Source organism: Paraburkholderia phenazinium (genome assembly GCF_900141745.1).
GTDB classification, from domain to species: Bacteria; Pseudomonadota; Gammaproteobacteria; order Burkholderiales; family Burkholderiaceae; genus Paraburkholderia; species Paraburkholderia phenazinium_B.
This window is the reverse complement of sequence record NZ_FSRM01000001.1, coordinates 3,641,869-3,668,734: the sequence shown is the minus strand read 5'-3', so window position 1 is coordinate 3,668,734 and position 26,866 is coordinate 3,641,869. Positions and strand designations below refer to the sequence as shown.

Here is a 26,866-nt window from a genome sequence, read left to right as displayed (position 1 = left end):
TCAAGCCACACCCTGGAGGCTTGCATGCACGCGACGCGCGCGGTGCGACCTCCCCGAAGGAAGATCCGATCATGTCCCATCTCGAAGAACTGTCCGGCGCTACAACGATGCCGAACGATGCGCTCGCCGCCAGCGTGCCTCGCCACCGCAATTCGTTCGCTCCAGCGAACTCACCGACGTTGCAGGAAGTTCGCCTATGAACACGATCCTTCGATATGTGACGAGGCATCGTTTGCCGTCGCCGCCTTGGACTGACATTGCACCGGTACGCGAAGAGCTGTTCGGCGTCGAGCGGCTCGAGCAACACGCCGAGAGCCTGGCCGCCGCGCAAGCCATCACGAAGACACCGCCCGCGGTTTTATCGTTGCACACGCGACTGAACGACAACGCCGACGTCCTGCTCGCAGCCTACCGTGCGAGTGCCGAAGAACTGGAGAGCGGCCGGGGCGTGGTGCCCGCCGCGGAATGGCTGCTCGACAACTATCACCTCGTAGAGGAACAGATCCGCGAGATCCGCGACGACCTTCCGCCTGGTTACTACCGTCAGTTGCCCAAGCTCGCCGCGGGTCCGTTCGCAGGCTATCCACGCGTGTTTGGTCTCGCATGGGCGTTCGTTGCCCATACCGACAGTCACTTCGACCCGCAGATCCTGCGGCGTTTTATCAGCGCGTATCAACGGGTTCAACCGCTGACGATCGGCGAATTGTGGGCCGTGGCGATCACGCTGCGCATCGTGCTGATCGAGAACCTGCGGCGCCTGACTGACCAGATCACCGCAGGCCGTAGCGCCCGCGCCGACGCCGACGCGCTCACCGAGCGTCTGCTCGAATCGGGCGGCGCCCGTTCGGCGCTCGAAGCGGACATCGCCTCTCGTTCCGCAGGCCTGTTGTCGGAGCTGTTCGCCGCGCAACTCGCCAAACGGCTGCGTGACCAGGATCCGCGCACCATGCCGGCATTGGGCTGGCTGGAAGAGCGGCTCAAGCTTCAGGGCGCCTCCATCGAGGAGGTCGTGCAGCACGCACAGCAGCGCCAGGGCGCATCGAACGTCACCGTGCGCAATGTGATCACGAGCATGCGGCTGATTTCCGACATCGACTGGGCGGAACTGTTCGAGGAAGTGAGTCTCGTCGACGCCCATTTGCGCGCCGGCAGCCACTTTGCCTCGATGGATTTTCCGACGCGCAATCTGTATCGCAGCGCAATCGAGCAACTGGCGCGCGGCTCGTCGTTTACCGAACTCGAGGTCGCGGGGCTGGCGCTGGAATCGGCGCAGACGGCGGCACTGGAAGCAGGAGACATCGCGCAGGCGGAACGCGCAGGCGACCCCGGCTATCACCTGATCGCCGAAGGCCGGCAAGCACTGGAGCAGGCGATTGGCTTTCGTCCGCCGCCGCGTCTGCGCATCACCCGGTTCAACGTCCGGCTCGGCATGGGCGGCTATGTCGGCACCATCCTGACGGTCGCCACGACGTTGCTGGCGCTGGTGTTGTGGGCAATGTGGATACTCGCGCCGAGCGGTCTCGAACCTTGGGTGTTCGTACTCTTCGCCGCGTGCGGATTTCTGCCCGTCACCGAGATCGCGACTGCGCTTGTCAATCGCGCAGTGACATGGAGTTTCGGCGCAATCGTATTGCCGGGTCTCGAACTGACGGGTGGCGTGCCGTCGTCGTTGCGCACGCTGGTTGCCGTCCCGACGCTCCTGACGAGCGAGGCCGATCTGCGCGAACAGATCGAACGTCTCGAGGTGCATCATCTCGCGGGCGCCGGTGGTGACCTGTCCTTCGCGTTGCTCGCGGACGGGCTCGATGCGGACCAGGAAGTGCTGGAGGGCGATGCGCATTTGCTCGCCGTGGCCGCCGACGCCATCGAAGCGCTGAACTCCCGTTACGAGCCAGGCCCCGGTGGCAGCCGTTTCCTGCTGCTGCATCGCCGTCGCCTGTTCGATCCGAGCGAAAACAAATGGATGGGTTGGGAACGCAAACGCGGCAAGCTGCACGAACTCAATCGACTGCTGCGCGGCGCGGCGGATACGAGCTTCATGCCGATCGCCGGCCGTGCGCCGCAGGTGCCGCCCGATGTGCGCTACGTCATCACGCTCGACGCCGATACGCGTTTGCCACGCGACGCCGCGCTGCGGCTGATCGGCAAGATGGCGCACCCGCTGAACCGCCCCACCTTCAGCGAGGCCGAGCAACGCGTCGTCAACGGCTACGCGATTTTGCAGCCGCGTGTCACGCCGTCGCTGCCGGTCGGCCAGGAAGGGTCGCTGCATCAGCGCGTCTTCTCCGGACCCGGCGGGATGGACCCGTATGCGGCGGCCGTGTCCGATGTCTATCAGGACCTGTTCGGCGAAGGCTCGTACACCGGCAAGGGTATCTATGACGTCGATGCCTTCGAAGCCGCTTTACATGGACGAGTGCCGGAAAACACGCTGCTCAGTCACGATCTGTTCGAAGGGGTTTTCGCGCGCGCCGGACTCGCCTCGGATGTCGAAGTGGTCGAGGAGGTGCCGTCGCGTTACGACGTGATCGGCAAGCGCCAGCATCGCTGGACGCGTGGCGACTGGCAATTGCTGCCGTGGATCGTCGGCCATCGCGGCCCGGACCGGCACGCGATGCCATCGATCGGCCGCTTCAAGATGCTCGACAATTTGCGCCGTTCGTTACTCGACCCCTTGATGGTCGCCGCGTTCGCCCTATGCTGGCTGATGCCGGCCCATGCCGCAATCGCAGGCGCGCTGCTGATGTTAGGCGCATTTGCGATGCCCGCTTTCCTGCCGACTTTGTTCGCGGTAGTGCCGCGCCGGACCGGGATCCGTTTGCGCAATCATCTGGAGGTGCTGGCCGCTGATGTGCGGCTCGCTGCCTTGCAAACATTTCTCTCCGTTGCGTTTCTCGCGGATCACGCCTGGCGCATGGGCGATGCGATCGTCCGGACGCTGCTGCGGCTGTTCGTGACGCATCGCCGGCTGCTCGAATGGACGACCGCTGCGCAATCGAAGGGCAGTCCGCGTCTCGATCTGCGTGGCTTTTACCGGCAGATGACAGGCGGTGTCGCGCTCGGCCTCGTGTTGCCGGCGGGTGCGATTGTGTATGCGCCGTCGCACTGGCCACTCGCACTGCCGTTTGCGCTGTTGTGGCTCGCCGCGCCGGCGCTAGCGCTATGGTCGAGCCGATCGCCAACAGTCGCACGGCGCTTCGCGATGGCGGAACTGGACGCGCGCAGCCTTCGTCTCATCGCGCGCCGCACGTGGCGCTTCTTCGAGACCTTCGTGACACCGGCAGAAAACATGCTGCCGCCCGACAACTTCCAGGAAGATCCGGTGCCGGTCGTCGCACACCGCACTTCGCCGACCAACCTGGGGCTCTATCTGCTGTCGGCGATTGCCGCGCGCGATTTCGGCTGGGCGGCGACGACGCAAACCGTCGAGCGCATCGAAGCAACGTTCGCCTCGATGCACAAGCTCGCCCGTTTCAAGGGGCATTTCTATAACTGGTACGGGACGCTCGATCTGCAGGTTCTGGCGCCGGCGTATGTATCGTCGGTCGATAGCGGCAATCTGGCCGGTCATCTGATCGTTCTCGCCAATGCATGCGAAGAGTGGCAGCACGATCTGCTCGCGCCGGCTGCACGGTCCGGCATGGTGGACAACCTGCAGCTTGCACGCGCAGCCATCGACGCTTTGCCTGCCGCAGGCGGTGAACGTGGCAAGCAGTTGGTAACAATCTTCGAAGAGATCCGCACGCAGTTGCACGGCGCGCAAACGCTCGACGCACTGTCGCCGTTGCTCATGCGCTTGACGGAAAAGGCCGGCAAGGCCACGCGCGAACTGGTACCGGCGGGCGGCGACGACAGCTGCGCCGACCTGATGTTCTGGGTCGACGCTCTGAGCAAAAGTCTCGTCGAGCACGCTCGCGACCGGCAACAACTTGCCGAGGCGCCCGGTCTTCTGAAGGCCCGTTTGAAGGAACTCGCCGATACGTCGCGAGCGCTGGCGCTCGACATGGACTTCGCGTTCCTGCTCGATCCGGAACGCAAGCTGCTATCGATCGGCTATTCGCAGTCCGATAACAGCCTCGACCAGAACTGCTACGACCTGCTCGCGTCCGAAGCGCGTCTCGCAAGCCTGTTCGCCATCGCCAAAGGCGACGTGACGACGCGCCACTGGTTCCGCCTCGGCCGCGCTGCGACACCCGTCGGCAATGGCTCGGCGCTGATTTCGTGGTCAGGCTCGATGTTCGAATACCTGATGCCCTCGCTGGTGATGCGTGCGCCGGTCGGCAGTCTGCTCGAGCAGACGAACCGTCTGGTGGTGGAACGGCAAGCGTCGTATGGACGTTCGCTGGGTATTCCGTGGGGCATTTCGGAATCGGCGTACAACGCGCGCGACATCGAATTCACCTATCAGTACTCGAATTTCGGTGTACCTGGCCTCGGTCTGAAGCGCGGGCTTTCGGAGAATCGCGTGATTGCGCCCTATGCAACGGGACTGGCCACAATGGTCGACCCGCAGGCCGCGCTAGAGAACTATGCACAACTCGCCGGGCTGGGCGCGCTGGGTCGCTATGGCTACTACGAAGCGCTCGACTTCACGCGCTCGCGCTTGCCGGACAACGCGGACGTGGCAATCGTGCGCAACTTCATGGCGCATCATCAGGGCATGACCATCGTGTCGATTGCGAACACGTTGCTCGACGCGCAGATGCGTGCGCGTTTCCATCGCGAGCCCATGATTCAGGCGAGCGAACTGCTGTTGCAGGAACGCATGCCACGCAACGTTGCGGTTGGGCATCCCCGTGCGGAAGAAGTGAATACGTCGGCAGCGGTCGCCGGCGCCGCCCCGTCGACGGTACGGCGCCTCGCAGCGTCAGCTGTGGCCGGTGCTGCACCGGTGACGCATCTGCTGTCGAATGGGCACTACGCGGTCATGCTGACGGCAACCGGCGCCGGTTACAGCCGTTGGCGTGATCTCGCCATCACGCGTTGGCGCGAAGACGCGACGCGCGACGACTGGGGTTCGTTCATCTTCCTGCGCGATACGCACAGCGGCCACGTGTGGTCGGCCGGTGCGCAGCCGGTGGGCAGCGAAGCCGAGTACGAAGAGGTTGTGTTCGGCGAGGACCATGCGGAGTTCATTCGTCGTGACGGTTCGTTGACCACGACGATGGACGTGCTGGTTTCCGGCGAGGCGGATGGCGAAGTACGCCGCGTCTCGTTGGCAAACAGCGGACGTCGCGCGCGCGAGATCGAGCTGACGTCGTACGCCGAAATCGTGCTCGCGACGCCTGCCTCCGACAACGCCCACCCGGCCTTCTCGCGGATGTTCGTGCAGACCGAGCACCTCGCCGAATTCGGCGCGCTGCTGGCTACGCGCCGTCCACGGTCGCACGATGAAAAGCAGGTGTGGGCAGCGCATTTCGCGGTGGTCGACGGTGAGATTGTCGCCGATCCGCAATACGAATCGGACCGCGCACGTTTTCTCGGACGCGGCAATAACGCAGGCACTGCAGCGGCGATCTTCGACGATCAGCCGTTGACCAACACTGCCGGCACCGTACTCGATCCGGTCTTTGCACTCAGGTATCGCGTGCTGGTGCCGCCGGGCAAGGTTGCACGCGCGACGTTCTGGACGGTGGTAGCCGAGTCGCGGGCGCTGTTGCTGGATCTGGTCGACAAACACCATGACCGTAACGCGTTCGATCGCGCCAAAACGCTTGCGTGGACGCAGGCTCAGGTGCAGTTGCGCCACCTGGCAGTCGAAGCCGAAGAGGCCGCGAATTTTCAGCGCCTGGCCGCGCCCGTGATTTACGCCGATGCCCGCTTCAGGGCGCCGTCGGACACGATCATTCGCGGGGCCGACGTGCAGTCGGGACTCTGGCCGCACGCGATTTCCGGCGATCTGCCGATCGTGCTGCTGCGCATCGACGACGTCGAAGACATTGCGCAGGTCCGGCAGTTATTGAGGGCGCACGAGTATTGGCGGATGAAGCGGCTCGCCGTCGATCTCGTCATCATCAACGAACGGGCGTCGTCGTATATCCAGGAGTTGCAGGGCGCGATCGAAACGGCCGTGCGTAGCAGCCAATTGCGGCCGCGCTACGGCGAAGAACTCGCGCAAGGGGCCGTCTTTACGCTACGCGCCGATTTGATGAGCGTGGAGGCGCGTGCGTTGCTGCAATCGGTTGCGAGAGTCGCATTGATCGCCCGGCGCGGTTTGATCGCCGAGCAACTCGCGCGCTTGCCGCAGTCGCGTGGCCAGGCGTCGGCGTTGCGCCAGCAGAGGCCGTCGATGTCGTCGCCATGGCCTGCAGCGCCTCATCCGCCGCGCATAGTTTCTTCGGCTGCGTCGAGGCTCGAGTTTTTCAACGGCCTGGGTGGTTTCGATAAAGACGGCCGGGAATACGTCACCGTTCTCGTGGCAGGCGCGACGACGCCTGCGCCGTGGATCAACGTGATTGCGAACCCCGGCTTTGGCTTTCAGGTCGCGGCAGAAGGCAGCGGCTACACGTGGGCTGAAAACAGCCGAGAGAATCAGCTTACGCCATGGTCGAACGATCCGGTCGAGGATCCGGCGGGTGAGGCGATCTATGTGCGCGACGAAGCCACTGGCGAGGTGTGGGGCGCAACCGCACAGCCGATCCGCGACGGCGGGACCTATGTCGCGCGTCATGGGCATGGCTATAGCCGCTTCGAACACGAGGCGAATGGCATCGCGCTCGACTTGCTGCAATACGTGCCGCTCGCCGATCCGCTGAAGATTTCCCGGCTGACGGTGCGCAATCTGTCCGCGAGGCCGCGACGTCTGTCCGTGACGGCGTGGAACGAATGGGTGCTCGGCACCTCGCGCGGCGCATCCGGTCCCTTCATCGTGACGGAGATCGACTCTGCGACCGGCGCGATGCTGGCGCGTAATCCTTGGAGCATGGGGTTCGCGGGACGCGTCGCGTTCGCCGATCTCGGCGGCCGGCAGACCGCATGGACGGCGGATCGTACCGAATTTCTCGGCCGTAATGGCCGCAGCGCAGCACCCGCCGCGCTGAGCGGCAATGCACGGCTCTCCGGCGCGACGGGGGCAGGCCTCGATCCCTGCGCGGCGTTGCAGGACGTGATTGAGTTGAGCGTCGGCGAGATCGTCGAAGTGGTGTCGTTCGTCGGACAATGCGCTTCCGTCGAAGAAGCGCGCGCGTTGATCGAACGCTATCGCAAGGCCGATCTTGACGCCGTTCTCGCCGAGGTGACGAACCACTGGCACAAGGTGCTCGGCACCGTCCAGGTGAAGACCCCGGACCGCGCGATGGACCTGATGTTGAACGGCTGGCTGCTGTATCAAACGCTCGCGTGCCGTATCTGGGCGCGCTCGGCGTTCTATCAGGCGAGCGGCGCTTATGGGTTCCGCGACCAGTTACAGGACGGCATGGCGTTGACGCATGTGCAGCCGGACGAGACGCGCCGGCATTTGCTGCGTGCTGCGGCGCGACAGTTTGTCGACGGCGATTTTCAGCATTGGTGGTTGCCGCAAACGGGGCAGGGCGTGCGCACGAGGATTTCCGATGACCGCGTGTGGCTCGCGTTCGCGACGGCAAACTATGTCGGCTGCGCTGGCGACGTCGCGATTCTCAATGAGACTGTACCGTTCCTCGACGGACCGCTGCTGCGACCCGGCGAGCACGATGCGTTCTTTCAACCGATGATCGCAGATGAATCCGCATCGTTATTCGAGCACTGCGCGCGCGGTCTCGATCAGTGCATCGAACTGACCGGCGAGCATGGCTTGCCGCTGATCGGCACGGGCGACTGGAACGACGGCATGAACCGCGTCGGCGCCGGTGGCAAGGGAGAAAGCGTTTGGCTCGGCTGGCTGCTCTTGCGGACCGTTGAACTGTTTGCACCGCTGGCTGAATCGCGCGATCCGGTTTCGGTGGCGCGTGCTGCACGCTGGCGCGCTCATGCGGCCTCGTTGCGAGAATCGCTGGAACGTGACGCATGGGATGGCCAATGGTATCGCCGCGCGACGTTCGACGACGGCACATGGCTTGGCTCGAGCGAAAGTGACGAATGCCAGATCGATTCGATCGCGCAGTCATGGGCGGTATTGTCCGGCGCGGCAGACCCAGCGCGCGCAACGCTTGCGATGGCCTCGCTGGAGAAGCACCTGATCCGTCGCGACGACGCGCTTGCGTTGCTGTTCACGCCTCCGTTCGATAAAACGTCGCACGATCCGGGCTATATCAAGGGCTACCCGCCGGGGCTGCGCGAAAACGGCGGCCAGTATAGTCACGCGGCGATGTGGGTGATTCTCGCATCGACGAAACTGCGTGATGGCAACAAGGCGGCCGCGTTGTTCTCACTGCTCAATCCGGTCAATCATGCGCGCACACCGATGGAAGTCGAGCGTTACAAGGTCGAGCCTTATGTCGTTGCCGCCGATGTCTATTCCGTGGCGCCGCATGCCGGGCGTGGCGGCTGGACGTGGTACACGGGATCGGCGGGGTGGATGTACCGGGCGGGTATCGAGGGCATTCTTGGGATTCGCCGCGAGGGGAATTTTCTGGTGATCGATCCTTGCATTCCGGACACATGGCCGGGGTTTGAAGCAACGGTGTCGATGCATTCGACGCGCTATGAGATTCGCGTCGAGTCCGCTGACGAGCCCGGTGTGACGCGTGCGATGCTCGACGGTGCGAGCGTTGAATGTGGCGGTGGACAGGTGCGTGTGCCGCTCGATGCAGGTTCACATCACCTCGTGATTTCGCTCTGCTTCGGCGTAAGTGAAGACGTGCAGTCGGGCGTCCAGATCGCGTGACGGATCACGCATCGCTCTTCGAAAGTAAAGCGGCAGCTAGTTCGACGAACGGCAACGATGCATTTTTCTGTCTGGTCGACTACAGTTGGCATTCGCTACGATCAGGGGAGAAAAACATGCGTCTCGCACGAAGGGGCTTTCTGGCGCTACTTTGGCTGTGCGGTACTGTGACCGGTTCCGCATCGGCCTCCGATGCTCCGCAATCCCAGGTATTCCCGCTTTCGATCGTCGACAATCGCCCCTTCATTGCCGTGCAGGTCGATGGCAAAGGCCCGTTCTCTTTCATCGTGGATACGGGCTCGTCCAGCTCGACCGTCAGTACCGCACTGGCGGCAAAGCTGAAGCTTGCGCCCACGAGCGCCGGCACCGGAACGGGCGCCGGCGAGCAGCAACTGTCTTTCAAGATCGTTCACCTTAACGATCTGAGCGTGGGTCCATTCTCGGTCGGCGCTCTGGATATCCCGGCAATGGACACGAGCCAGCTCAATCGTGTCATCGGATTTCAGCATTTCGACGGCGTGCTCGGGACGGAGATATTCCGGAAGTATGTTTTAACGTTAGATGCCCCCCGAGAGCAGGTGACCATCCAGGATGAGGATCGATTCAGGCCGGCGGCGGACGCGATACCGATCCCCTTTTCGCTGGACGAGAACGACATGCCCGTTGTGACAGCGTCGGTGGCAGGAATAACCGGGATGTTTCAGATCGATACGGGTGACCGGTTCAGCCTGACGCTGTTCGGCGCCTTCTGGCGCGCCTATCGATTGGACGGGCAAATGGGGACTACCGTTGAGGCGATGACCGGCTACGGCGGCGGAGGCCCGATCCGCGGCATCGTGGGGCGGCCGGCGCGCTTTTCGATCGGCGATCTTGCCGTGCCGGCACCTGTTACGCGTTTGTCGCTTCAGAAGGCAGGTGCTTTCACCCGGGGTGATCGGGCAGGGAGCATCGGCATGGGAATCCTGAAGCGATTTACGGTCTCTTTTGATTATGGCCATCATGTGATGTGGCTTTCGAAGAGCACCGGCTTCGACGCTCCTGAGCCCTATGACCGGAGCGGCATGTGGTTAGGACTATCCGGACAGCGAGGGCTTCGCGTCATCGACGTGACGGCGAATGGACCGGCGGCACAGGCCGGCATCCACGCCGGTGACATCGTTATCAAAGTTGGCGCGCTTCCCGCTGAGGCGAGCACCTTGTTCAGGATACGAGCGCTGCTTCAGGAGCCGGGCAACGCGAGCGTTCCCATCCTCGTGAACCGGACGAGCGGCGATCAACGAGTGCATCTGGTACTTCAGGATCTGATCTCGCCGTAGCAACTGACAGCTGACAAAACCCCTCGATCAGAATTCGGGCAAACGCCCGCGCGGTGGCGGCTGCATTGTAGCAACCCTGCTTTTTTGGCAAAGGAGGCGTCGGAATCTATCACTTGTTACCCCGTTTTTGAATCCATACGATCGGTTCGAACCGTCGGGAATGGCGTTGTCGTCAAGATGCACGCCGCTTCAGGCCTGCCGCGCCCAGGCAGCCGCCCATCAGTGCTCTTACCGGATCTGGACAATGATTGCTGGAACTGAACCCCGCACCAAACGGACGCTGGTTTTTATCCTGCTCTATGTCGGCTACTGCATTTCTTACATAGACCGGTCGGCCGTATCGTTGTCGCTGGTACATATCGGTGGCGATTTCCATCTGAATCCGGCGCAACTCGGCGTGATCCTCAGTGCGTTCTATCTGAGCTATTCGATCATGCAGATTCCGGGCGGCTGGCTCGCCGACCGCTTCGGCAGCAAGGTCGTGGTGGTGGTGTCGATAGCGTTCTGGTCCTTGTTCACCGCGCTGACGGGCCTTGCGTGGTCTCTGGCGTCGCTGATTGCGATCCGTTTTATCTTCGGTCTCGGTGAAGGCGGCTATCCGGCGTCGGCGGTCAAAGGCGTGGTCGAAGCGTATCCGCGCGCAGAACGCCCCAGGATGTCGTCGCTGCTGATTTCGTCCAACTACGTAGGCAGCTTTATTGCGCCCCTGGTCATTGCACCGCTGATCCTGTATCTCGGCTGGCGTCATGCGTTCGTCGCGATTGGCGTCGCCGGTGTGGTGTTCGCGCTGGTCTATCTGGTATTCGTCAAGGCGCCTCGCATGAGTCGCGACGAGGCGGCCGCGCAGGCGCTCCTGAACAGCGGCAAGGGTGGGAGGGGCGGCACCAGGGATCTGCTGAAGATGCCCTTGATGTGGAAGATACTGACGGTGTGGTTCGGTCTGAGCATCGTCAACAAGGGGCTTGACGCGTGGATGCCCGCGTATCTGCTGACCGCGCGCCACCTCGATCTGAAAGCGGTCGGAATGCTGACGCCGCTGCCGTTCATCACCGCGAGTATCGCGACCGCCATGGGTGGCTGGGTCATGACCCGCTTCTTCGATGGACGCGAGAAGTATCTGATGATGAGTTGCTGCGCAATCACTGGCGTGTTCCTGTACCTGATGTACACCGCGCAAACGGTGGCCGGCGTGATCACGTATCAGTCGATCGTCTACTTCTTCAAGTCGTTCGTGTTCGCCACTGCATTCGCACTGCCAACCAAGATCCTGCCGCAGCGCCTCGTCGGAACGGGTGTCGGGATGGTCAACTTTGGCGGACAGGTGGCCGGGTTCGTTGCGCCGCTCGTAATCGGCTTGCTGGTCTCGCACTATGACAGCTACGACGCTGCGTTCATGTTCCTGATTGCATCCACGGCGATGGCGACGCTGGTCAGTCTGACCATCAATGCGTCGAGAATCCGCGACGTGCAACTTGCGAACGAAGCGGAAGCCTGAGCACGGCGATAGCGCCGGCCCACAGTCTCCGGGCTATCATTGAGCGGTCGATCACTTGTTCTTCCGCCCAATGAACCCGCGCATCCTGCAAGAAGCCGCCGTCCGCTATTTCCTCGAAGTCGTCAATACCGGCTCGATCAGCGATGCCGCGGCCAAGCTGCACGTGGTGCCCTCAGCGGTCAGCCGTCAGATCAGCCGCCTCGAAAGCGAGCTGAACGCGACGCTGTTCGAGCGCCAGTCGCGTGGCATGGTGCCGAGCCGTGCGGGCGAATTACTGGCTGCGTATGCGCGACGTTCGCTGCTTGACGCCGAGCACGTCAGCGCCGAACTGGACGCATTGCGCGCCGATACCGAGACCACCATCCGCATTGCCTGCACTGAAGGCTTCGCCACCGAATTCCTGCCGCGCGTGATGACGCAATTCCGTCGCGACCATCCGTCGGCGCGCTTCAACCTGGCGGTGGCGGCTGCATCGGTGGTCACGCGCCAGGTCCGCGAAGCCGAAGTCGATCTTGGCTTGACGTTTAGCCTCGGGCCGGCCCGCGATATCTACGTCAAGTATTCCCAACCTGCGCCGATGCTGGCCGTCGTCGCGCCCAGCCATGTGCTCGCGCGGCGCAGCGAAGTGTCGTTGCGCGAACTGTTCGAACATCCTCTCGCTTTGCCCGGACCGAATTCGACGCTGCGTCAGTTGCTGGATATCTATTGCAGCCGCGAGGGCATCAACTACAAGAGCGTGCTCGACAGCGAAACACTCGAAACGCTGCTCAATTTCTCGCTGTCCGGCGAGGCAGTTACGTTCTCTGGCGAACTGTTTCTGCGCAGCCGTCTCGCTCGCGGTCAACTGGTGGCGTTGCCTGTGCCCGAACTGCATGTCAGCGACCGCAATATTGAAGTGCAAACGTTGGCTCGCCGCGATTTGCCCCCACTGATGGAAGCGTTCATCGCAACTGTTAAGGTATGGTTGCCGGCGCCTTCCGCGCAATAAACCGGCATACAGCCTGCCGTTGTCCAAAAGGGAAATCGCCTTTCTATATTCGTCAATAGCCGCGTACGCACGACTCGGCTACATTCATTCGCATCGTTCTTCAACGCAGCGAAAGGTAAGCGAACCGTGTCCCATACAGACGAGCTGGTGAGTCAAAGTGCAGTCGAATTGAAAAAACGTCTCGATGCCCGCGAGATATCGCCGGTTGAACTGCTCGACGCGTGTATCGAACGCATCGAGACGCTGAATCCGAAGATCAATGCGTTCTCGGCGACCTGTTTCGACCGCGCGCGTGCCGAAGCGCGCGAGGCCGAACGCGATCTCGCGAATGGCAATCGCCAGGGCATTTTGCAAGGTCTGCCTATCGGCATTAAAGACCTCGAAGAAACCGCGGGCGTGCTGACTACGTATGGCTCGCCGCTGTTTCGCTCCAACGTCCCGTCAGAAGACAACACCCTGGTGCAACGCCTGCGTGGCGCAGGTGCGATTGTCGTCGGCAAGACCAATGTGCCGGAAATGGGCGCGGGCGCCAACAGCTTCAATCCGGTCTGGGGTGCGACCGGCAATCCGTTCAACCCGGAGCTGAATGCAGGGGGGTCGTCGGGCGGCTCGGCGGCGGCGCTGGCAGTCGATATGGTGCCGTTGTGCAGCGGCTCGGATACGGGCGGATCGCTGCGGATTCCGGCGGCGAAATGCGGCGTGGTTGGTCTGCGAACCTCGCCGGGGTTGGTGCCGAGCGAGCGCAAGCAACTCGGCTGGACGCCTCTTGCCGTAGTCGGTCCAATGGGACGTGACGTCGCCGATACATGGCTGCAGCTCGCCGCCACCGCCGGCGCATCCGGCACGGATCCGCTGAGTTACCCTTTCACGATGCCGCCGTCCATTGACAGCGCACGGCCCGCCGATCTTTCGAGGCTGCGAGTCGGCTACACGGAAGACTTTGGCGTCTGCGAAGTGGACGACGAGATCCGCGCGGTATTTCGCGAGAAAATCGATGCACTTCGCAGCGCTTTTGCGGTCTGCGAGCCTGTCGAAGTGCAGATGAAAGACGCGCACACCTGTTTCGACGTGCTGCGCGCGGAAGCCTTCGTCATGAGCTTGCAGAAAGCCTATGACAAAGATCCCGACCTGCTCGGGCCTAACCCGCGGGCGAACTATGAAATGGGCGCGAGCCTGAAGTTGAAGGACTGCGTGCGCGCACACAACGAACAGACGCTGATCTTCCGCGCATTCCAGAAGCTGTTTGATCGCTACGACGTGATCCTGTCGCCGACCACGCCGGTGTCGCCGTTTCCCTGGACGCAACCGTACCTCAAGTCGGTCAATGGCGTCGCGCTCGAAAATTACTACAGGTGGCTGTCGCTAACGTACGTGGTGACGCTCGCGACCAATCCGGCGCTATCGCTGCCGGTCGGCAGCGATCATCGCGGCATGCCGTTCGGCCTGCAGATGATCGGCCGCTTTCGCGGCGACCTGGAATTGCTGCTGGCAGCGCATGCTGTCGAGGCAGTGTGCGAAGGCTCGCCCGAGCTGCGTCGTCCGAAGCCGGATTTGCAAGCGCTGTCCAAAACCCAGGTGGACTTGCGGGCGATCGTCACGCATCCGCCGGTGCTCGGCGCGTCCGCTGCTGCACATGGCGAGCGTCCTGCCGTTTGATTGCTCTGCGATACGATTGATTCCGACACCTGACATGACTGAAACGCTCTACGGCAAGCCGCTTTCGACGTGGCGAGCCGAATTCCCGCTGCTCGAACCTTTGATGCAACATCGACCAGTCGCGTGGTTCAATCCCGCCATTGCACCGCTGGCCGACGCGCTCGCCGACATCTCGCTGAACGCCGCTGACGTTCGCGTTGCAAGCGATCGCCTGACGCGTTTCGCGCCGTTCATTGCACAGGCGTTTCCCGATGAAGCGCCTGCGAACGGCATCATCGAATCGCCTTTGACGCCGGTTCCCGCCTTCGCGGACGCCGTACGCGCACGTTACGGCGTCTCGGAGCCGGTGCGGATGCTGTTGAAGAAAGACAGCCATCTGCCGATTTCGGGCTCGATCAAGGCTCGCGGCGGCATCTACGAAGTGCTGTTCCATGCGGAAAAGCTCGCCCTCGCACAGGGTTTGCTGAAGCTTGACGACGACTACCGGGTGCTCGCCGACGCGCCGTGTCAGGCGCTCTTCCGTGCGCACAAGATTGCGGTCGGATCGACAGGCAACCTCGGGATGTCGATCGGAATCGCGGCGGCGACGCTCGGCTTCGAGACCACAGTGCACATGTCTGCCGATGCGCGGCAGTGGAAGAAAGACCGGCTGCGTGCGCATGGCGTCAACGTCATCGAATACGCGGGCGATTACGGCGAAGCAGTCGAGAGCGGTCGCCGCCAGGCGGCCGCCGACCCTTCCTGTCATTTCATCGATGACGAGAATTCGACCCCCTTGTTTCTCGGCTATGCGGTTGCGGGCGAACGCCTGAAACGCCAACTCGAAGCGGCAGGCACGCGCGTCGACGCGGATCATCCGTTGTTTGTCTATCTACCGTGCGGTGTCGGCGGCGGCCCTGGTGGCGTTGCGTTTGGACTCAAGCTCGCATTCGGCGACGCCGTGCACTGCATTTTCGCGGAACCGACGCACTCGCCGTGCATGCTGATGGGGGTGTACACCGGTTTGCACGACCAGCTTGCAGTGCAGGACTTCGGCATCGATAACGTGACGGCCGCCGACGGCCTTGCGGTCGGCAGGCCATCGGGCTTTGTCGGACGGTCGATGCAACGGATGATCGATGGCTATTTCACCGTCGAAGACAGCGAGTTGCTGGCGCTGCTCTATCTGATGGCGAACACCGAGGACATACGCCTGGAACCATCGGCACTGGCGGGCGCATCCGGATTCACGCGCGTGCTCGCCGAGGTCGATGGCTATCATGCGCGCATCGGTCTCGACGCGACGCGAAGGGCGGCCGCTACGCATGTCGTCTGGGCGACAGGCGGCGGTATGGTTCCGCGTGAGGAGATGGACAAGTACGTCGCCGAAGGTGAGCGACAACTGGGCAGCGCAGAACGCTGCGCAGTTGTCGCCAGAGCGTGAATCGATTTCTGAACCCGCGACCTGTTCGCTAGCTGGGAAGGCGAGGCCTTACTGGGAAACGGTTTGATTCCAGTTGCCGTTACCGGCGGGGTACTGTCGCCGCAGTTCAGGCGGTGTGTACATCTCGTCATCTGCCGGGTAGGCGGGCGGGCGGCCCACGACGACGACCTGCTGTGCCGAGGCCTGAGCGGGCGGCCGAGGGACGTAGCCGGACTGCGCGTAAGCCGGTTGGTATTGCGCAGGCGCGTACTGGTTAGCCGGAACGGTTCGAGAGGGTGGCGGGGGCGGCGGCGTGTATTGCCGTCCGACGTACCCGCCTGGCTGCTGATACTCTGTCGATACCTGGTTATAGGCCGGCGCCGCCGCGTATTGCTGGGGCTGTCGACTCTGATATTGGCGAGGTTGCGGGTTCTGCGCCGCCTGAGTTCCTTGCTCCGCGGCGTATTGCGATTCCTCATCGGTCTGCCGATACTGCGGCGCCGCCCGCTGGGTGTTCTGCGCATCGCGGCGCGGCGTCACCTGCGCGTCGTCGTCATTGTCGGATTTGGATTCGGGCAATGACGTCACGGCTTGCGTCGGAATCAGGATCGGCGGCTCGGACTCGGCACCAAACAGCTTCGGTGGCGTGGTCCGGGTAGAAACCTGCCTCAGAGATACAGTTTGCACTTCAACCCGCTTAGGCGGCGTGACCTGCACCGAAGCCTGCTTCAACGGCGCGACCGGTACAGAGACCCGTCTCGCCGGCACAGACTCGACTTGCGCATAAACATGTTTCTGCGGTACGGGCGCCACCTGCGCGGGAACGCGCTTGAGCGGCACAGGCGCAGCCTGTGCAACGACCTGCCTGGACTGCGTGGCCCGCGCGGCGACAACCCGCTTCGGCGATGTGACCGGCGCGGGTACCTGCTTCGTCGATGCGGCCGGCACGGATACTTGCCTCAACGGCGCGGCTTGCGCCACGGGGCGCCTTGGCGGCGCAACCCGTTCGGCAACTGGTTTCGGCGTTGCGGGGGGCAGGGGCGCCGCGGCGAGCTGCTTCTGCGGATGCTTTACCTCGTCGCCCAAAGTCGCATAGGATTTCGAGTCTTCCCTGGCGCGCGCGTTGTAGCCGATGAAATACGCGTAGCGCAGGTCTTTCAGGCGGGCCTGATTGTCGGCATCGGCAGAGACGCGTTCTTCGCCGGGATCGAGGGATGCGTCGACGGTCGAGTCTTCGTAGGCTGAAGCTGCAGCATCAGCGGCACGGGCGGATTCGGGATGCAGCGCGCCCACGGAAGACATCAGCGCGGCGGCCACCGCGACGAGCACTTTTTTTTCCATACTTTCACCTCGGGATTCCGTGCGACAGTCCGCGTGGGATTCTCCAATCTCCGGACCGGACCTTCAGTCGCCCTTCCGGGATATCGACTCTTTTTAGCATGTCCTGAAGGGCCCAAGATAATGTTTCCGGGTATAACCCAGGCGAAAGACTATATGTATGCCGAACGATCGTAGCCGTACGAGGTCGTGGGTCGGGAATTTTTGCCTGGTCAGTCGCAACGCTCGCAGGGGGCAACCGTGGCGGTTGATATTACATTGTAAGAAATGCTTTGCGTTGGCGGGGAAACAGAGACGAGCGGTTTTTCTTCATGGAGACTTTTCAACGGAGATATGAGCGATGACCTCGAAGAACATCCGTAGAGAAAATGAGGTACGCCAAACTCAGTGCGACGAAACGTACGTCGCATTCTCGAACGCAGCGGGAATGGCGAAGCTCTCGCGCATACGCTTCGTTTCCGCCGCCGGCGTCAGGCCAAAAAGCCGCTTGAACTCTCTGCTGAACTGGGACGGGCTCGTGTAACCCACCGCGTGGCTTGCCGCCTCCGCGGTCAGTTCCTGGCGGACCATCAACAGGCGGGCCTGATGCAGGCGCGTCGACTTGACGTACTGCATCGGCGAAACCTGCGTGATCGACTTGAAGTGGCTATGAAAGCTGGGAACGCTCATTCCCGCTTCCTCAGCCAGTTGCATCACGTCCAGCGGCTGCGCATAGCCGGCGTGGATAAGGCGTAGCGATCTGCCTATCCGCCCGAACTGTCCTCGCATCGCCAAAGCCTCGCGCATCGAGCTCCCTTGCGCTCCGGTGAGCACGCGGAAATACAGTTCGCGCAGTAAGCCCGGGCCCAGTACCGCGGCTTCGAGCGGTCGCTGCATCGCCTCGAGGAAGCGCAACACGGACGCCTGCATCGTGTCATCCATCGGCGTCGACATCATGCTCTGGGGCGCTTGTACGTGCTCGGTTGCGCCTTCATGGTCGATCTGTACCGCCAGGTCGGCGGCCAATGTGAAATCGAGGTGAAGGTACAGCGCGAGCAGCGGGCGCTCCTCGGTTGCGTCGGTTTCCATGCTGAACGGAACCGGCACGGACACGGCCAGATAGTGATGCTCGTCGTACAGATAGAGCTGGTCGCCGAAATAACCGCGCTTGCGACCCTGACAAACGATCACGATGCCAGGGTCGTAGAGCACCGGCGTGCGCGACAACGGCCGGTTTGAGCGCAGGATGCGAACGCTCGGCAGCGCCGTGAGGTTGTAGCCCTCATCGGGCGCCAACGCGTGGAGCAACGCAATCATGCGTTTTTGGTTTCCCGACGAGAGGTCTGGATTGGGGGTAGAGGCGCGCCTGGCGTTCATAGTTTTAGGCAATAAAAATAGCGGAATCTGGCTTAGATAGCTTTATCCTTCAGACTAGTATGCACTTTCCAGTCAACATTCGGGAGAAGCTTCGATGGCATCCAGCAAAATTCTGCTCATCACGGGCGTCAGCAGCGGCTTCGGCCGTGCGCTCGCACAGGAGGCACTAGCGGCGGGGTACAAGGTCGTCGGTACCGTGAGAAGTGCGCAGGCAAAGCGTGATTTCGAGTCGCTGTCTGCGGACGCGGCTTTCGGACGTGTACTTGACGTAACCGACTTCGATGCCATCGACGGCATCGTGGCGGAAATCGAGGCGAGCGTCGGACCGGTGGACGTCCTGGTCAACAATGCCGGCTATGGCCACGAAGGCGTTATGGAAGAATCGCCTTTGTCCGAGATGCGCAGACAGTTCGATGTGAATGTGTTCGGCGCTGTCGCCATGATAAAAGCCGTGCTGCCGTTGATGCGTGAGCGCAGACGTGGCCACATTCTGAATATCACCTCGATGGGCGGCTATATCACCATGCCAGGGATTACTTATTACTGCGGAAGCAAATTCGCGCTGGAGGGCATCTCCGAGGCGCTTGGCAAAGAGGTCAAGCCTTTCGGCATCGCCGTGACAGCCGTCGCGCCAGGCTCGTTCCGCACCGACTGGGCGGGGCGCTCGATGACGCGAACGCCCCGTTCGATTGCGGATTACGACCAGGTCTTCGATCCCATCCGCAAAGCGCGCGAGGAGAAGAGCGGCAAGCAATTGGGCGATCCGCAAAAGGCCGCACGCGCGATGCTCGCCGCAATCGCCGCGGATTGCCCTCCCACGCATCTCCTGCTCGGTAGCGATGCGCTCGGGCTCGTGAGGGACAAGTTGTCCGCGTTGGAGAGTGAGATCCGGGAATGGGAGGCGGTCACGGTGTCGACGGACGGCTGAAGTACCTTACGCCATCGCCGCAATCGCCTCGAACAGCGCGAGATTCAGGAGCTTGAATTCGTCGCTGGTCGGAACGGGCTGTGACGAGAATTTGGCGATCACCGTCTCGCGTAGCGGGTCAACATAGAGCCACTGGCCATGAATGCCGATCGCAAAGCATGCTCCGCTGGCGTTGCCGACCTGATACCACTTGTTGCGATACTTGCCGTTCGGCAGCCAGCTTGAGAACTTTCCTTGTCGCCATGCCTCTGTGCTGCCGCCCGTAAGCGTATCGGTCATCCAGTCCGCCGATATCAGCCTGCGCCCATTGACCATACCGCCGAGACGCACCAGTTCGCCGATTCTCGCCAGATCGCGCGCGGTCATGCACAAGCCGCCGCCTGAGCGCGCTGTGCCCGCGATGTCCACGGTGACGCAACCGTCTTGCCGCAACCCCAGCGGCTGCCAGAGACGCGTGGCCGCGAAGTCGGCGTAGCGCTGTCCCGAGGCGCGCTCGATCACGAGGCCGAGCACGTCAGAGTTGGGTGAGCAGTAATGGAACGGACCACCATGCTCGCCCGCACCTTTGGTCAGCGAAGCGAGCAGGTCGAGCACCGTCTCCGGCGGCTCGCCTTCGCGGCGCGGGTCCAGCAGGCCGGCCCGCCGATAGCGCGCGTAGATGCCGTTCGGATCGAGATAGTCCTCGTTGAACGCGAGGCTGGTTCGCATATCCAGCACGTGCCTGACGCTGGCGTCGCCGAAGGCCGAACACGCGAGTTCCGGCACGTATTGCGCCACTGGCGCGTCGGGGTCCAGCAGAGCATCGCCGACCAGCATGCCGGCGAGCAGTCCCGCGACCGACTTGCTGGCCGAGAACAGAATATGGCGGCTTTGCAGCGTAAAGTTAGGCGCATGAAAATCGGCGACGAAACGTCCGGCTCGCATCACCGTGAGGGCATCGGTCGAGGTCCGCTGCAGGATCGACGCGATCGTGTGGTGTTCGCCGCGGACCACGAGTGCGTGTTCGGTCAGCGCGTCGGCATTGACCTTGGGTTCTTCGGCAAGACCCGGTGTGGCTGGAATTCGCGCTGTCGGGATGATTTCGTGGACATGGCGAAAGGCCCAGACATTCCATGGTGCTTCTCGCCAGTTGTCGTGCCGGACACTGTCCCGGCGAAAGCCGTAAGCGTTTTCAAAGTGCGACGGGATCATTTTGACTGCAGACTCCTATGGCGTGCGAGCGTGAAGTGCAAGGCCATCAATGAACATGTTGAAGAAACTCGCGGAAGCGTTCCCCCGGCGGCGTGGACAGCATTTCCACGGGGTTGCCGTCGTGCACAACGCGGCCGCCTTCCATGAAGAGCAGGCGCGAGCCCACGCGCTGCGCGAAGCCCATCTCATGCGTGACGACGACCATGGTCATGCCCTCACCGGCGAGCGTCTGCATGACCTTGAGAACTTCCTGACGCAGTTCCGGATCGAGTGCCGAAGTCGGTTCGTCGAATAGCATCAGCTTTGGCCGGACGGCGAGTGCCCGCGCGATCGCCACGCGTTGCTGCTGACCGCCTGAAAGCTGCGACGGATAGTGATGCATGCGTTCGGAAAGACCTACTTTGTGCAGCAGCGCGGCGGCGATCTCGCGCGCTTCGGCCCTGGTCTGACCGCGTGCCCGGATCGGGCCGAACATGACGTTCTGCATCGCCGTCAGGTTCGGAAACAGATTGAACTGCTGAAACACCATGCCCGCTTCGAGTCTGATGCGCCTGACGTCGCGTGCGGAGCCCAGCACGCTGATGTTGTCGACGAGCAGGTTGCCGGAACTGATGGTTTCCAGTCCGTTGATGCAGCGGAGCATGGTCGATTTACCGGAGCCGGAAGGCCCGACAATAACGGCGACTTCGCCAGCCGAGATCGCGAGATCGAGCGGCTGCAGAACGACATGCTGGCCGAATCGTTTGGAAGCCTGCTGAAATTCGATCATGCTCATGGCAAACGTACTCTCCGTTCGAGCACTCGCAGACCCAGCGCAAGCAGGCTGATCACGAGCAGATAGATGATCGCCACTGCGGTCCAGATTTCCACCGCCCGAAAGTTCTCGGCCATGATTTCCTGTCCCCGGCGGGTCAATTCGCCGACGCCGATGACGAGAAAAATCGAGGTGTCCTTGACCAGGTTGACGAACTGGTTTCCCATCGCCGGTAGTGCGCGCCTGAACGCGATGGGTGTGATGACATGCGCCAGCACGGTATGAAAACGAAGGCCCATCGCGAGGCCCGCCTCGCGCAATCCACCTGGAACACCGTCGAGCGCGCCCCGGATGATTTCCGCGTTATACGCGCCAGAATTGACGATCAAGGTGATGATGGCGGCGCTGGTGGCGCTAATGCGTATATTCATCATGATCGGCAGCGCGAAGTAGACGAACATCACCTGGACCACGATAGGCGTGCCGCGGATCAGGGCCACGTAGACCTGCGCCGGTAATGCTGCGAGCCGGCTGCCGTAAGTCAGCGTCACGCCTGCCAGAACCCCGAGCGCGATGCCTCCGAGCAGCCCGGCCAGAGCGATCAGGAGCGTGAGCCGCAGACCCAGCAAGAGGTCCGGCAGCGCGGCAACGATAGCCGCCCAATCAAAGCTCATGACGACGCCTCGCCGAACCATTTCTGGTTGAGCGCCTGAAGCCGGCCGTCTGCCTTCATGGCGGCGAGCTGAAGGTTGACCGCTGCGACCAGTGGGCTGCCCTTCTGGAAGCCCATGCCGACATCGAGCCCCTCGAGAGGCGGCGCGATCACTCTGACCTTGTTCTTCCCGGCGGTGTTGGCGTAGTACAACAACAGGGGCTTATCGTAGACGACCGCATCGGTGCGGCCGGCTTCCAGTGCCAGCAGCGCATTGTTGATACTCGGCAATTGCTCGAGCGTAGCGTCCTTGAAGTGATCCTTGACGTAGCCGACCGCGACCGTACCCGTTTCGGTGCCGATGTGTTTGCCATCGAGATCGGCCGGGGTGTGGATGGTAGTGTTGTCGATGCGCGTCAGCGCAATCAGGCCGCTTTTATAGTACGGCGTGGAAAAGTCGATAACCTGCTGGCGCTCGGGTTTGATAAAAAGCTGCGAGACGATCACGTCGAGGTTGTGCGTCTGAAGTGCCGGGATCAGTGCACCGAACTCCATCGGTTGGAGGCGCCATTTACGGTTCATGCCCGTGGCGACTTCGCTCCAGACCTCGACGTCAAAGCCGGAGTAACTGTCGCCCTGCTTGAACGCGAACGGCGGGGCGCCCACGTTGGAACCGACCACCAGTTCGGCGTCGGCCGCCTGAATGGAGCGGGACAACAGGATGGCGGGGCCGGCCGCAAGGCCGAGTTGCAGCAGTTGACGACGATTCATGGCGTTCTCCGAGGTAAATGATCGTGCGGATCTGCCGGTTTTAGCGGCGATCCCGCGTCTTGTTATGGCGTGCGTTGGTGTGCGTCGGTGTGTTGTGGCCCGGCTTCGCTGGGGTTGCCGGCGCCTTCCTGTGCGTGAACGGACTCGCGCGCGAGCGCGACAGTGAGTTCGATTTCAAGGAGACCGCCGCCCGGCAGGCCGGCGACGCCGAGTGCCGATCTTGCGTGCCGGCCGCTTTCGCCGAAGATTTCATGCAGCAGCGCGGAGGCTTCATCCATCACCTGGCTGTGGTTCATGAAGTCAGGCACGGCATTGACGAAGCCACGCAGGTACAGAATGCGTTCGACCGTGGTTGTGGACGGCAGCGCTGCCGCAAGCGCGGCCAGCGCGCGCAGCACGCAGGTCCGCGCCGCATGACGGATCAGCTCGGGCGGGGTGGTGCGATCGACTGGCCCGGCGATGATCTCGTCGCCGACGCGGCTGACCTGGCCGCTGACATAGGCGATACCGTCGTGGATCACCACGCCCACGTAGACGCCCCGCGGCGATGGAGGAGGCGGCAGAGTCATGCCCAGCTGCGCCAGCCGGTCCGCGATGACAGTCGTCATGACGTCCCCTCGGCACGCGTCTCAAAGCGAACCGGGCCGCCGAGCCAGCAGCCGTCGGGGTGGCCGGATGCGGCACCGTCCTCGAAACTGAAGCGCACCGAGATTTGCGACGGGCGTTTCATCGCGCGCCCCTGGCGGATCGTGATGGTCCGCGTGGACGCCTCGACCAGGCCATTGGCGAGCAGACCGAACGACAACGCGGAGGCGGCGATTCCGGTTGCCGCGTCTTCTGGATAGCCAGAGGCGCGCGGAAACTGCCGGGCATCGAAGATTTGCCGGCGGGTGTCGAAGCTCGCGTAGGGGTAGAGACCGGTGGAACCGATCCGCTCGCACAGCGCCTCGATTTTCTCGAAGCGCGGCCGAAGCGCGTCGAGATCGACCGGGCTGGCAAGTGGAATCAGCGTTTTGACGCGACTGGTGCAGGCGTTCTGGATCGGCAATGGCGCAAGTTGTGCCTCGGTGATGTCGAGCGCGTCGAGGATCTCGTCGCGGCTGAGTTGCGCCAGCGGCAACGGTTCGACCCGGCCCATGGGTTGGGAGATTTCGACCGCGGCGCCCTCGGCCGTGTAATCCGTAATACGAATTCCGACCTCGCCGCTGCGGGTCTGGACGGTTAGCCGGTCACGTCGTAAGCGCCCGGTTTGATGGAGCAGCCAGACTGCGCCGACCGTGGCGTGACCGCACATCGACATCTCATGATTCGGGACCCAGAAGCGAAACTCGTAGTCGCAGCTGGAGCCGGGCGGCGCCGGCAGGACGAAGCCGCTTTCGTGGCCGTAGCGCCGCGCCACCTCCTGCATTTGCGTGTCGGACATGCCGGCTGCGTCGACCACGATAGGCGCCGGGTTGCCACCGCCGGGGCCGGCGGCGAATACGCTGACGAGTTCGACCTGATGACGTGAAGACATGACGGCGTGAGCCCCGCTGACCGGGGGATGTGTTTCCATCCGGTCAATTTACGGGGATCGACGCCAGGCCGTGCGTTCGAACGGGCCTTACCTTTTGACCGAACGGGCCATCGTCGCGCGCAGATCGGACGGCGAATGGTCGCCGATGCGGCGCATCGCGCGCGCGAGGGCCGCGCCGCTTTCAAAGCCGACCCGGAATGCCACTTCGCCGATCGGCAGGTCCGTGTCGGTGAGCAGCCGACAGGCGTTTTCGTACCGCTTGCGCTGCTGGAATTCGCCGATCGAGAGTCCGGTGCCTTCGCGGAACAGACGCGTAATGTGCCGGCGGGAAATGCCGAAGCGCTCTTCGAGCGCGTCGAGCGGAATGTCCTGGTCCGCATGGCGGGTCACGAAGGCTTCGAGGTCGGCGACGAGCGCCATGCCATGCTCGCGCGGCGAGGTCCCCGGCTCTGTTTTTCCAGAGATGACTTCGCCGATGCACTGCATCAGCAAGGCTGCCGACAGGGCCTGGCGCGTGGCCGCGCCGCCATAGGCTCCCATGTCGTTGCGCAACGACAGGTCTTGCAACGCACGAATCGCTGCGGTCCGGCGCACGAGGATGGGAGTGCGCGTGCGACGGCGGAATTCGCCAAGCGAGCCGACCCCGGTATCGAGCTTGCGCAACGCGTCGCCAGTGACGTAGACGGCGACGTGCGTGTGAGTGGCGCATCCGGCGCGGGTCTGGTGGGCCTGCCCCTGGGGTACGACTGCGAAGCGATCCTGCGACAGCCAGGTGCCCGCGCGGCGATCTTCGTGGCATAACTCGACGGCGCCGTGACTCGGCAGGATGAACATCAGGCAGTCGTGCCAGTGCCATGGCATCGCGTAGGTGCCGCTGCCGGTGAGCGTCGCGTGTCCGTCATCGGCGGCGACGAGCAGGGCCTTGTTGGCGGGCTGACAGAGCTGGGTGAACGTTCGTAGCATGGCGGTACTCCATGCGATTCAGAAGAGTTTCATATCTTGACCGGGTTGCGGCTGAAGCGCGTTGTGCGGCGCGGAATCGCGAAAGGCCGGACGGGCTGGCATCTAAGGGATGTTGGGCAGGATAGCACCGCAAAATACGGCTGGGTGAATACCTACCCGCGCCCCGTGCCGCCGCAAGATGACCTTCGAAAACAATGGCGCCCGGATTCAGGCGGGGCAGTTGGCCTGGTTCGGCCGTTCACTGGCAGTCACAGCACCATGCCACCGTCGATGGTGAGGCTGGAGCCCGTCATATAGCCTGACTCCTTGCTGGCGAGGTATGCAACCAGACCAGCAATCTCGTCCGGATCTGCCGCGCGTTTGAGTGGAATGAGCGGCTTGATCCTCTCGATATGATCGACTGTCATATCCGTAACCGTAGGCCCGGGCTGAATATTGTTGACCGTGATGCCACGGCCTGCGAGGTCGATGGCGATGCCTTTCACCATGACTGCAACTGCAGCCTTCGTCATCGAGTAGACGCTCGAGCCCGGATGCCCGCTTCGTACCGCAGTGTTGCTGCCGATCGTAATGATCCGGCCACCGTCAGCGAGACGCGCAGCCGCAGCCTGGATGGAGAGGAAGACGCCACGCACGTTGACGTTCAGCATCCGGTCAAGATTTTCCACGCTCACCGTCGCAACGTCGCCAAGCAACAGGATGCCTGCGTTGACAACTGCAATGTCCAGTCTCCCAAAGCGATCCACGGCCTGCGCGACAGCCGCCTCGATCGCTGCCGGATCAGCACTGTCTGCCTCGATGGCAAGGCCGGTCCGTCCGGCGGCCTCTATCGCCCCAACCGTTTCTGCCGCTCGCTCCGGCGCCGACACGTAGGTCACCGCTACATTGGCCCCGTCGTTTGCCAGGCGCCTTGCTGCCGCCGCACCAATGCCTCGCGAACCGCCAAAGACAATGGCAACCTTTCCCGTAAGTTTGCGATTCTCGTTCAATTCTGTCTCCGTTTTTGACAGATTAGTCCATAAATGGGCGCGCGGAAACTGCGCCAGTTTTTCCTTTACCTAGCGCGATTTAAGGCGGTTGATTGCAAATCTGGCCAGCATGCGCAGGCTCTTCGCGTCGCCGCCCGCGCGGGCGCCGAGTTGAATGCCTTGCATCGTCATCTGTAGAAAGGCGGCGGCTTCGCGGGCGTCGATGGCGGGATCGACTTCTCCGCAAGTCTGTCCCTCACGGATGCGTTCAGCCAGGCGCCTGGAAAGCTTGGGTCCCACTTTGCTCCGGAGCATCACAAGCTCCGGATCTGCAGCCCCAAATTCACCGACAGCGCCGACACCCATACACCCAAGTGCGCGAGTGTTCTCGTCCTCGGCGATGAGGCCAAGCAAAAGCGCTTCCATACCGCCTACCGGCGATGCAGCGCCGTTCAAACGCTCCAGGTGGCCCGTGGTGCTTTCCCGTTGATAGCGTTCCAGGGCTTCCAGGTAGAGTTTTCGTTTGTCGCCGAACGCGTTGTAGAGGCTCTGTCGCCCGATTTCCATCGCAGCGAGCAGGTCCTCAGTTGAGGTCGAGGCGTAGCCTTTCGCCCAGAACACGCGCGTAGCGCGGTCCAGTGCCTCTTCCCGATCGAACTCTCTAGGTCTAGCCATGAGCCGAGATTATTTGTTCTGGACCAATCTGTCAATAACCATCCAAGGCGAGTGTCATCGCGGACGAAGGCGAGGGCGCTGCGGGCATTGTTCA

General features: G+C 62.7%; 19 protein-coding genes. 8 read left to right on the top strand and 11 right to left on the bottom strand.

The features are described from left to right. Positions 1-71 precede the first annotated feature (71 nt). From BUS06_RS38545 to dsdA, 7 genes are all read left to right on the top strand, one after another. Positions 72-200 carry a hypothetical protein gene (locus BUS06_RS38545; protein ID WP_278500092.1) on the top strand — a complete coding sequence of 43 codons (129 nt, stop codon included), beginning with the start codon at positions 72-74 and terminating at the stop codon, positions 198-200. After that, positions 197-8,803, top strand: a complete 8,607-nt coding sequence (locus BUS06_RS16400) for a GH36-type glycosyl hydrolase domain-containing protein (protein ID WP_074265223.1) — start codon at positions 197-199, stop codon at positions 8,801-8,803. The genes BUS06_RS38545 and BUS06_RS16400 overlap by 4 nt, the downstream gene beginning before the upstream one ends. Further along, entirely contained in the window at positions 8,800-10,119 is a 1,320-nt protein-coding gene (locus BUS06_RS16395) for a PDZ domain-containing protein (protein WP_143787536.1), read from the top strand. Before BUS06_RS16400 ends, BUS06_RS16395 begins: the two co-directional genes overlap by 4 nt. A 244-nt stretch (positions 10,120-10,363) precedes the next feature. Continuing rightward, complete coding sequence (locus tag BUS06_RS16390) at positions 10,364-11,614, top strand: MFS transporter (RefSeq protein WP_074265221.1); 1,251 nt, start codon at positions 10,364-10,366, stop codon at positions 11,612-11,614. 70 nt (positions 11,615-11,684) lie between these two features. Beyond that, complete coding sequence (locus BUS06_RS16385) at positions 11,685-12,602, top strand: LysR family transcriptional regulator (protein WP_074265220.1); 918 nt, start codon at positions 11,685-11,687, stop codon at positions 12,600-12,602. Between the two features lie 126 nt (positions 12,603-12,728). Continuing rightward, complete coding sequence (locus BUS06_RS16380) at positions 12,729-14,258, top strand: amidase (RefSeq protein ID WP_074265219.1); 1,530 nt, start codon at positions 12,729-12,731, stop codon at positions 14,256-14,258. A 34-nt stretch (positions 14,259-14,292) separates the two neighbouring features. Then, positions 14,293-15,681: a D-serine ammonia-lyase gene (gene dsdA / locus BUS06_RS16375; protein ID WP_074265218.1), complete on the top strand. Its 1,389-nt coding sequence runs from the start codon at positions 14,293-14,295 to the stop codon at positions 15,679-15,681. 48 nt (positions 15,682-15,729) lie between these two features. Here the strand turns inward: dsdA and BUS06_RS16370 are convergent, their stop codons facing one another. Together BUS06_RS16370 and BUS06_RS16365 are read right to left on the bottom strand one after the other, a co-directional pair. Further along, positions 15,730-17,001, bottom strand: coding sequence for a hypothetical protein (locus BUS06_RS16370; RefSeq protein WP_074265217.1), 1,272 nt, complete (start codon positions 16,999-17,001; stop codon positions 15,730-15,732). 381 nt (positions 17,002-17,382) lie between these two features. Next, a complete protein-coding gene (locus tag BUS06_RS16365) occupies positions 17,383-18,354 on the bottom strand; it encodes an AraC family transcriptional regulator (protein WP_074265216.1) in 972 nt (323 codons plus the stop codon). A gap of 94 nt (positions 18,355-18,448) precedes the next feature. Between BUS06_RS16365 and BUS06_RS16360 the strand changes: the two genes are divergently transcribed. After that, the gene (locus BUS06_RS16360; RefSeq protein WP_074265215.1) at positions 18,449-19,282 is read left to right on the top strand and encodes an oxidoreductase; all 834 of its coding nucleotides are present in this window, start codon (positions 18,449-18,451) and stop codon (positions 19,280-19,282) included. A 6-nt stretch (positions 19,283-19,288) separates the two neighbouring features. Here the strand turns inward: BUS06_RS16360 and BUS06_RS16355 are convergent, their stop codons facing one another. From BUS06_RS16355 to BUS06_RS16315, 9 genes are all read right to left on the bottom strand, one after another. After that, a complete protein-coding gene (locus BUS06_RS16355; protein ID WP_074265214.1) occupies positions 19,289-20,473 on the bottom strand; it encodes a serine hydrolase domain-containing protein in 1,185 nt (394 codons plus the stop codon). 46 nt (positions 20,474-20,519) lie between these two features. Continuing rightward, positions 20,520-21,248: a glutamine ABC transporter ATP-binding protein GlnQ gene (glnQ, locus tag BUS06_RS16350; protein WP_074265213.1), complete on the bottom strand. Its 729-nt coding sequence runs from the start codon at positions 21,246-21,248 to the stop codon at positions 20,520-20,522. Then, on the bottom strand, positions 21,245-21,901 hold the full coding sequence (locus BUS06_RS16345) for an ABC transporter permease subunit (protein ID WP_074265212.1): 657 nt from the start codon (positions 21,899-21,901) through the stop codon (positions 21,245-21,247). The genes glnQ and BUS06_RS16345 overlap by 4 nt, the downstream gene beginning before the upstream one ends. Further along, a complete protein-coding gene (locus tag BUS06_RS16340; RefSeq protein WP_074265211.1) occupies positions 21,898-22,650 on the bottom strand; it encodes a transporter substrate-binding domain-containing protein in 753 nt (250 codons plus the stop codon). The genes BUS06_RS16345 and BUS06_RS16340 overlap by 4 nt, the downstream gene beginning before the upstream one ends. Positions 22,651-22,712: 62 nt before the next feature. Continuing rightward, positions 22,713-23,258, bottom strand: coding sequence for a RidA family protein (locus tag BUS06_RS16335; protein WP_083611442.1), 546 nt, complete (start codon positions 23,256-23,258; stop codon positions 22,713-22,715). After that, a complete protein-coding gene (locus BUS06_RS16330; RefSeq protein WP_074265210.1) occupies positions 23,255-24,166 on the bottom strand; it encodes a PhzF family phenazine biosynthesis protein in 912 nt (303 codons plus the stop codon). The genes BUS06_RS16335 and BUS06_RS16330 overlap by 4 nt, the downstream gene beginning before the upstream one ends. Positions 24,167-24,253: 87 nt before the next feature. Continuing rightward, positions 24,254-25,129, bottom strand: a complete 876-nt coding sequence (locus BUS06_RS16325; protein WP_074265209.1) for a helix-turn-helix domain-containing protein — start codon at positions 25,127-25,129, stop codon at positions 24,254-24,256. 248 nt (positions 25,130-25,377) lie between these two features. After that, on the bottom strand, positions 25,378-26,118 hold the full coding sequence (locus BUS06_RS16320) for an SDR family NAD(P)-dependent oxidoreductase (protein ID WP_217272810.1): 741 nt from the start codon (positions 26,116-26,118) through the stop codon (positions 25,378-25,380). Positions 26,119-26,187: 69 nt separating this feature from the next. Further along, a complete protein-coding gene (locus tag BUS06_RS16315; RefSeq protein ID WP_074265208.1) occupies positions 26,188-26,772 on the bottom strand; it encodes a TetR/AcrR family transcriptional regulator in 585 nt (194 codons plus the stop codon). Between the last annotated feature and the right edge of the window lie 94 nt (positions 26,773-26,866).

Coding starts and splice junctions, on each gene's coding strand:
- BUS06_RS38545 (WP_278500092.1), top strand. CDS start 72: ATGTCCCATCTCGAAGAACTGTCCGGCGCTACAACGATGCCGAACGAT.
- BUS06_RS16400 (WP_074265223.1), top strand. CDS start 197: ATGAACACGATCCTTCGATATGTGACGAGGCATCGTTTGCCGTCGCCG.
- BUS06_RS16390 (WP_074265221.1), top strand. CDS start 10,364: ATGATTGCTGGAACTGAACCCCGCACCAAACGGACGCTGGTTTTTATC.
- BUS06_RS16385 (WP_074265220.1), top strand. CDS start 11,685: ATGAACCCGCGCATCCTGCAAGAAGCCGCCGTCCGCTATTTCCTCGAA.
- dsdA (WP_074265218.1), top strand. CDS start 14,293: ATGACTGAAACGCTCTACGGCAAGCCGCTTTCGACGTGGCGAGCCGAA.
- BUS06_RS16370 (WP_074265217.1), bottom strand. CDS start 17,001: ATGGAAAAAAAAGTGCTCGTCGCGGTGGCCGCCGCGCTGATGTCTTCC.
- BUS06_RS16365 (WP_074265216.1), bottom strand. CDS start 18,354: ATGAACGCCAGGCGCGCCTCTACCCCCAATCCAGACCTCTCGTCGGGA.
- BUS06_RS16360 (WP_074265215.1), top strand. CDS start 18,449: ATGGCATCCAGCAAAATTCTGCTCATCACGGGCGTCAGCAGCGGCTTC.
- BUS06_RS16355 (WP_074265214.1), bottom strand. CDS start 20,473: ATGATCCCGTCGCACTTTGAAAACGCTTACGGCTTTCGCCGGGACAGT.
- glnQ (WP_074265213.1), bottom strand. CDS start 21,248: ATGAGCATGATCGAATTTCAGCAGGCTTCCAAACGATTCGGCCAGCAT.
- BUS06_RS16345 (WP_074265212.1), bottom strand. CDS start 21,901: ATGAGCTTTGATTGGGCGGCTATCGTTGCCGCGCTGCCGGACCTCTTG.
- BUS06_RS16340 (WP_074265211.1), bottom strand. CDS start 22,650: ATGAATCGTCGTCAACTGCTGCAACTCGGCCTTGCGGCCGGCCCCGCC.
- BUS06_RS16335 (WP_083611442.1), bottom strand. CDS start 23,258: ATGACGACTGTCATCGCGGACCGGCTGGCGCAGCTGGGCATGACTCTG.
- BUS06_RS16330 (WP_074265210.1), bottom strand. CDS start 24,166: ATGTCTTCACGTCATCAGGTCGAACTCGTCAGCGTATTCGCCGCCGGC.
- BUS06_RS16325 (WP_074265209.1), bottom strand. CDS start 25,129: ATGCTACGAACGTTCACCCAGCTCTGTCAGCCCGCCAACAAGGCCCTG.
- BUS06_RS16315 (WP_074265208.1), bottom strand. CDS start 26,772: ATGGCTAGACCTAGAGAGTTCGATCGGGAAGAGGCACTGGACCGCGCT.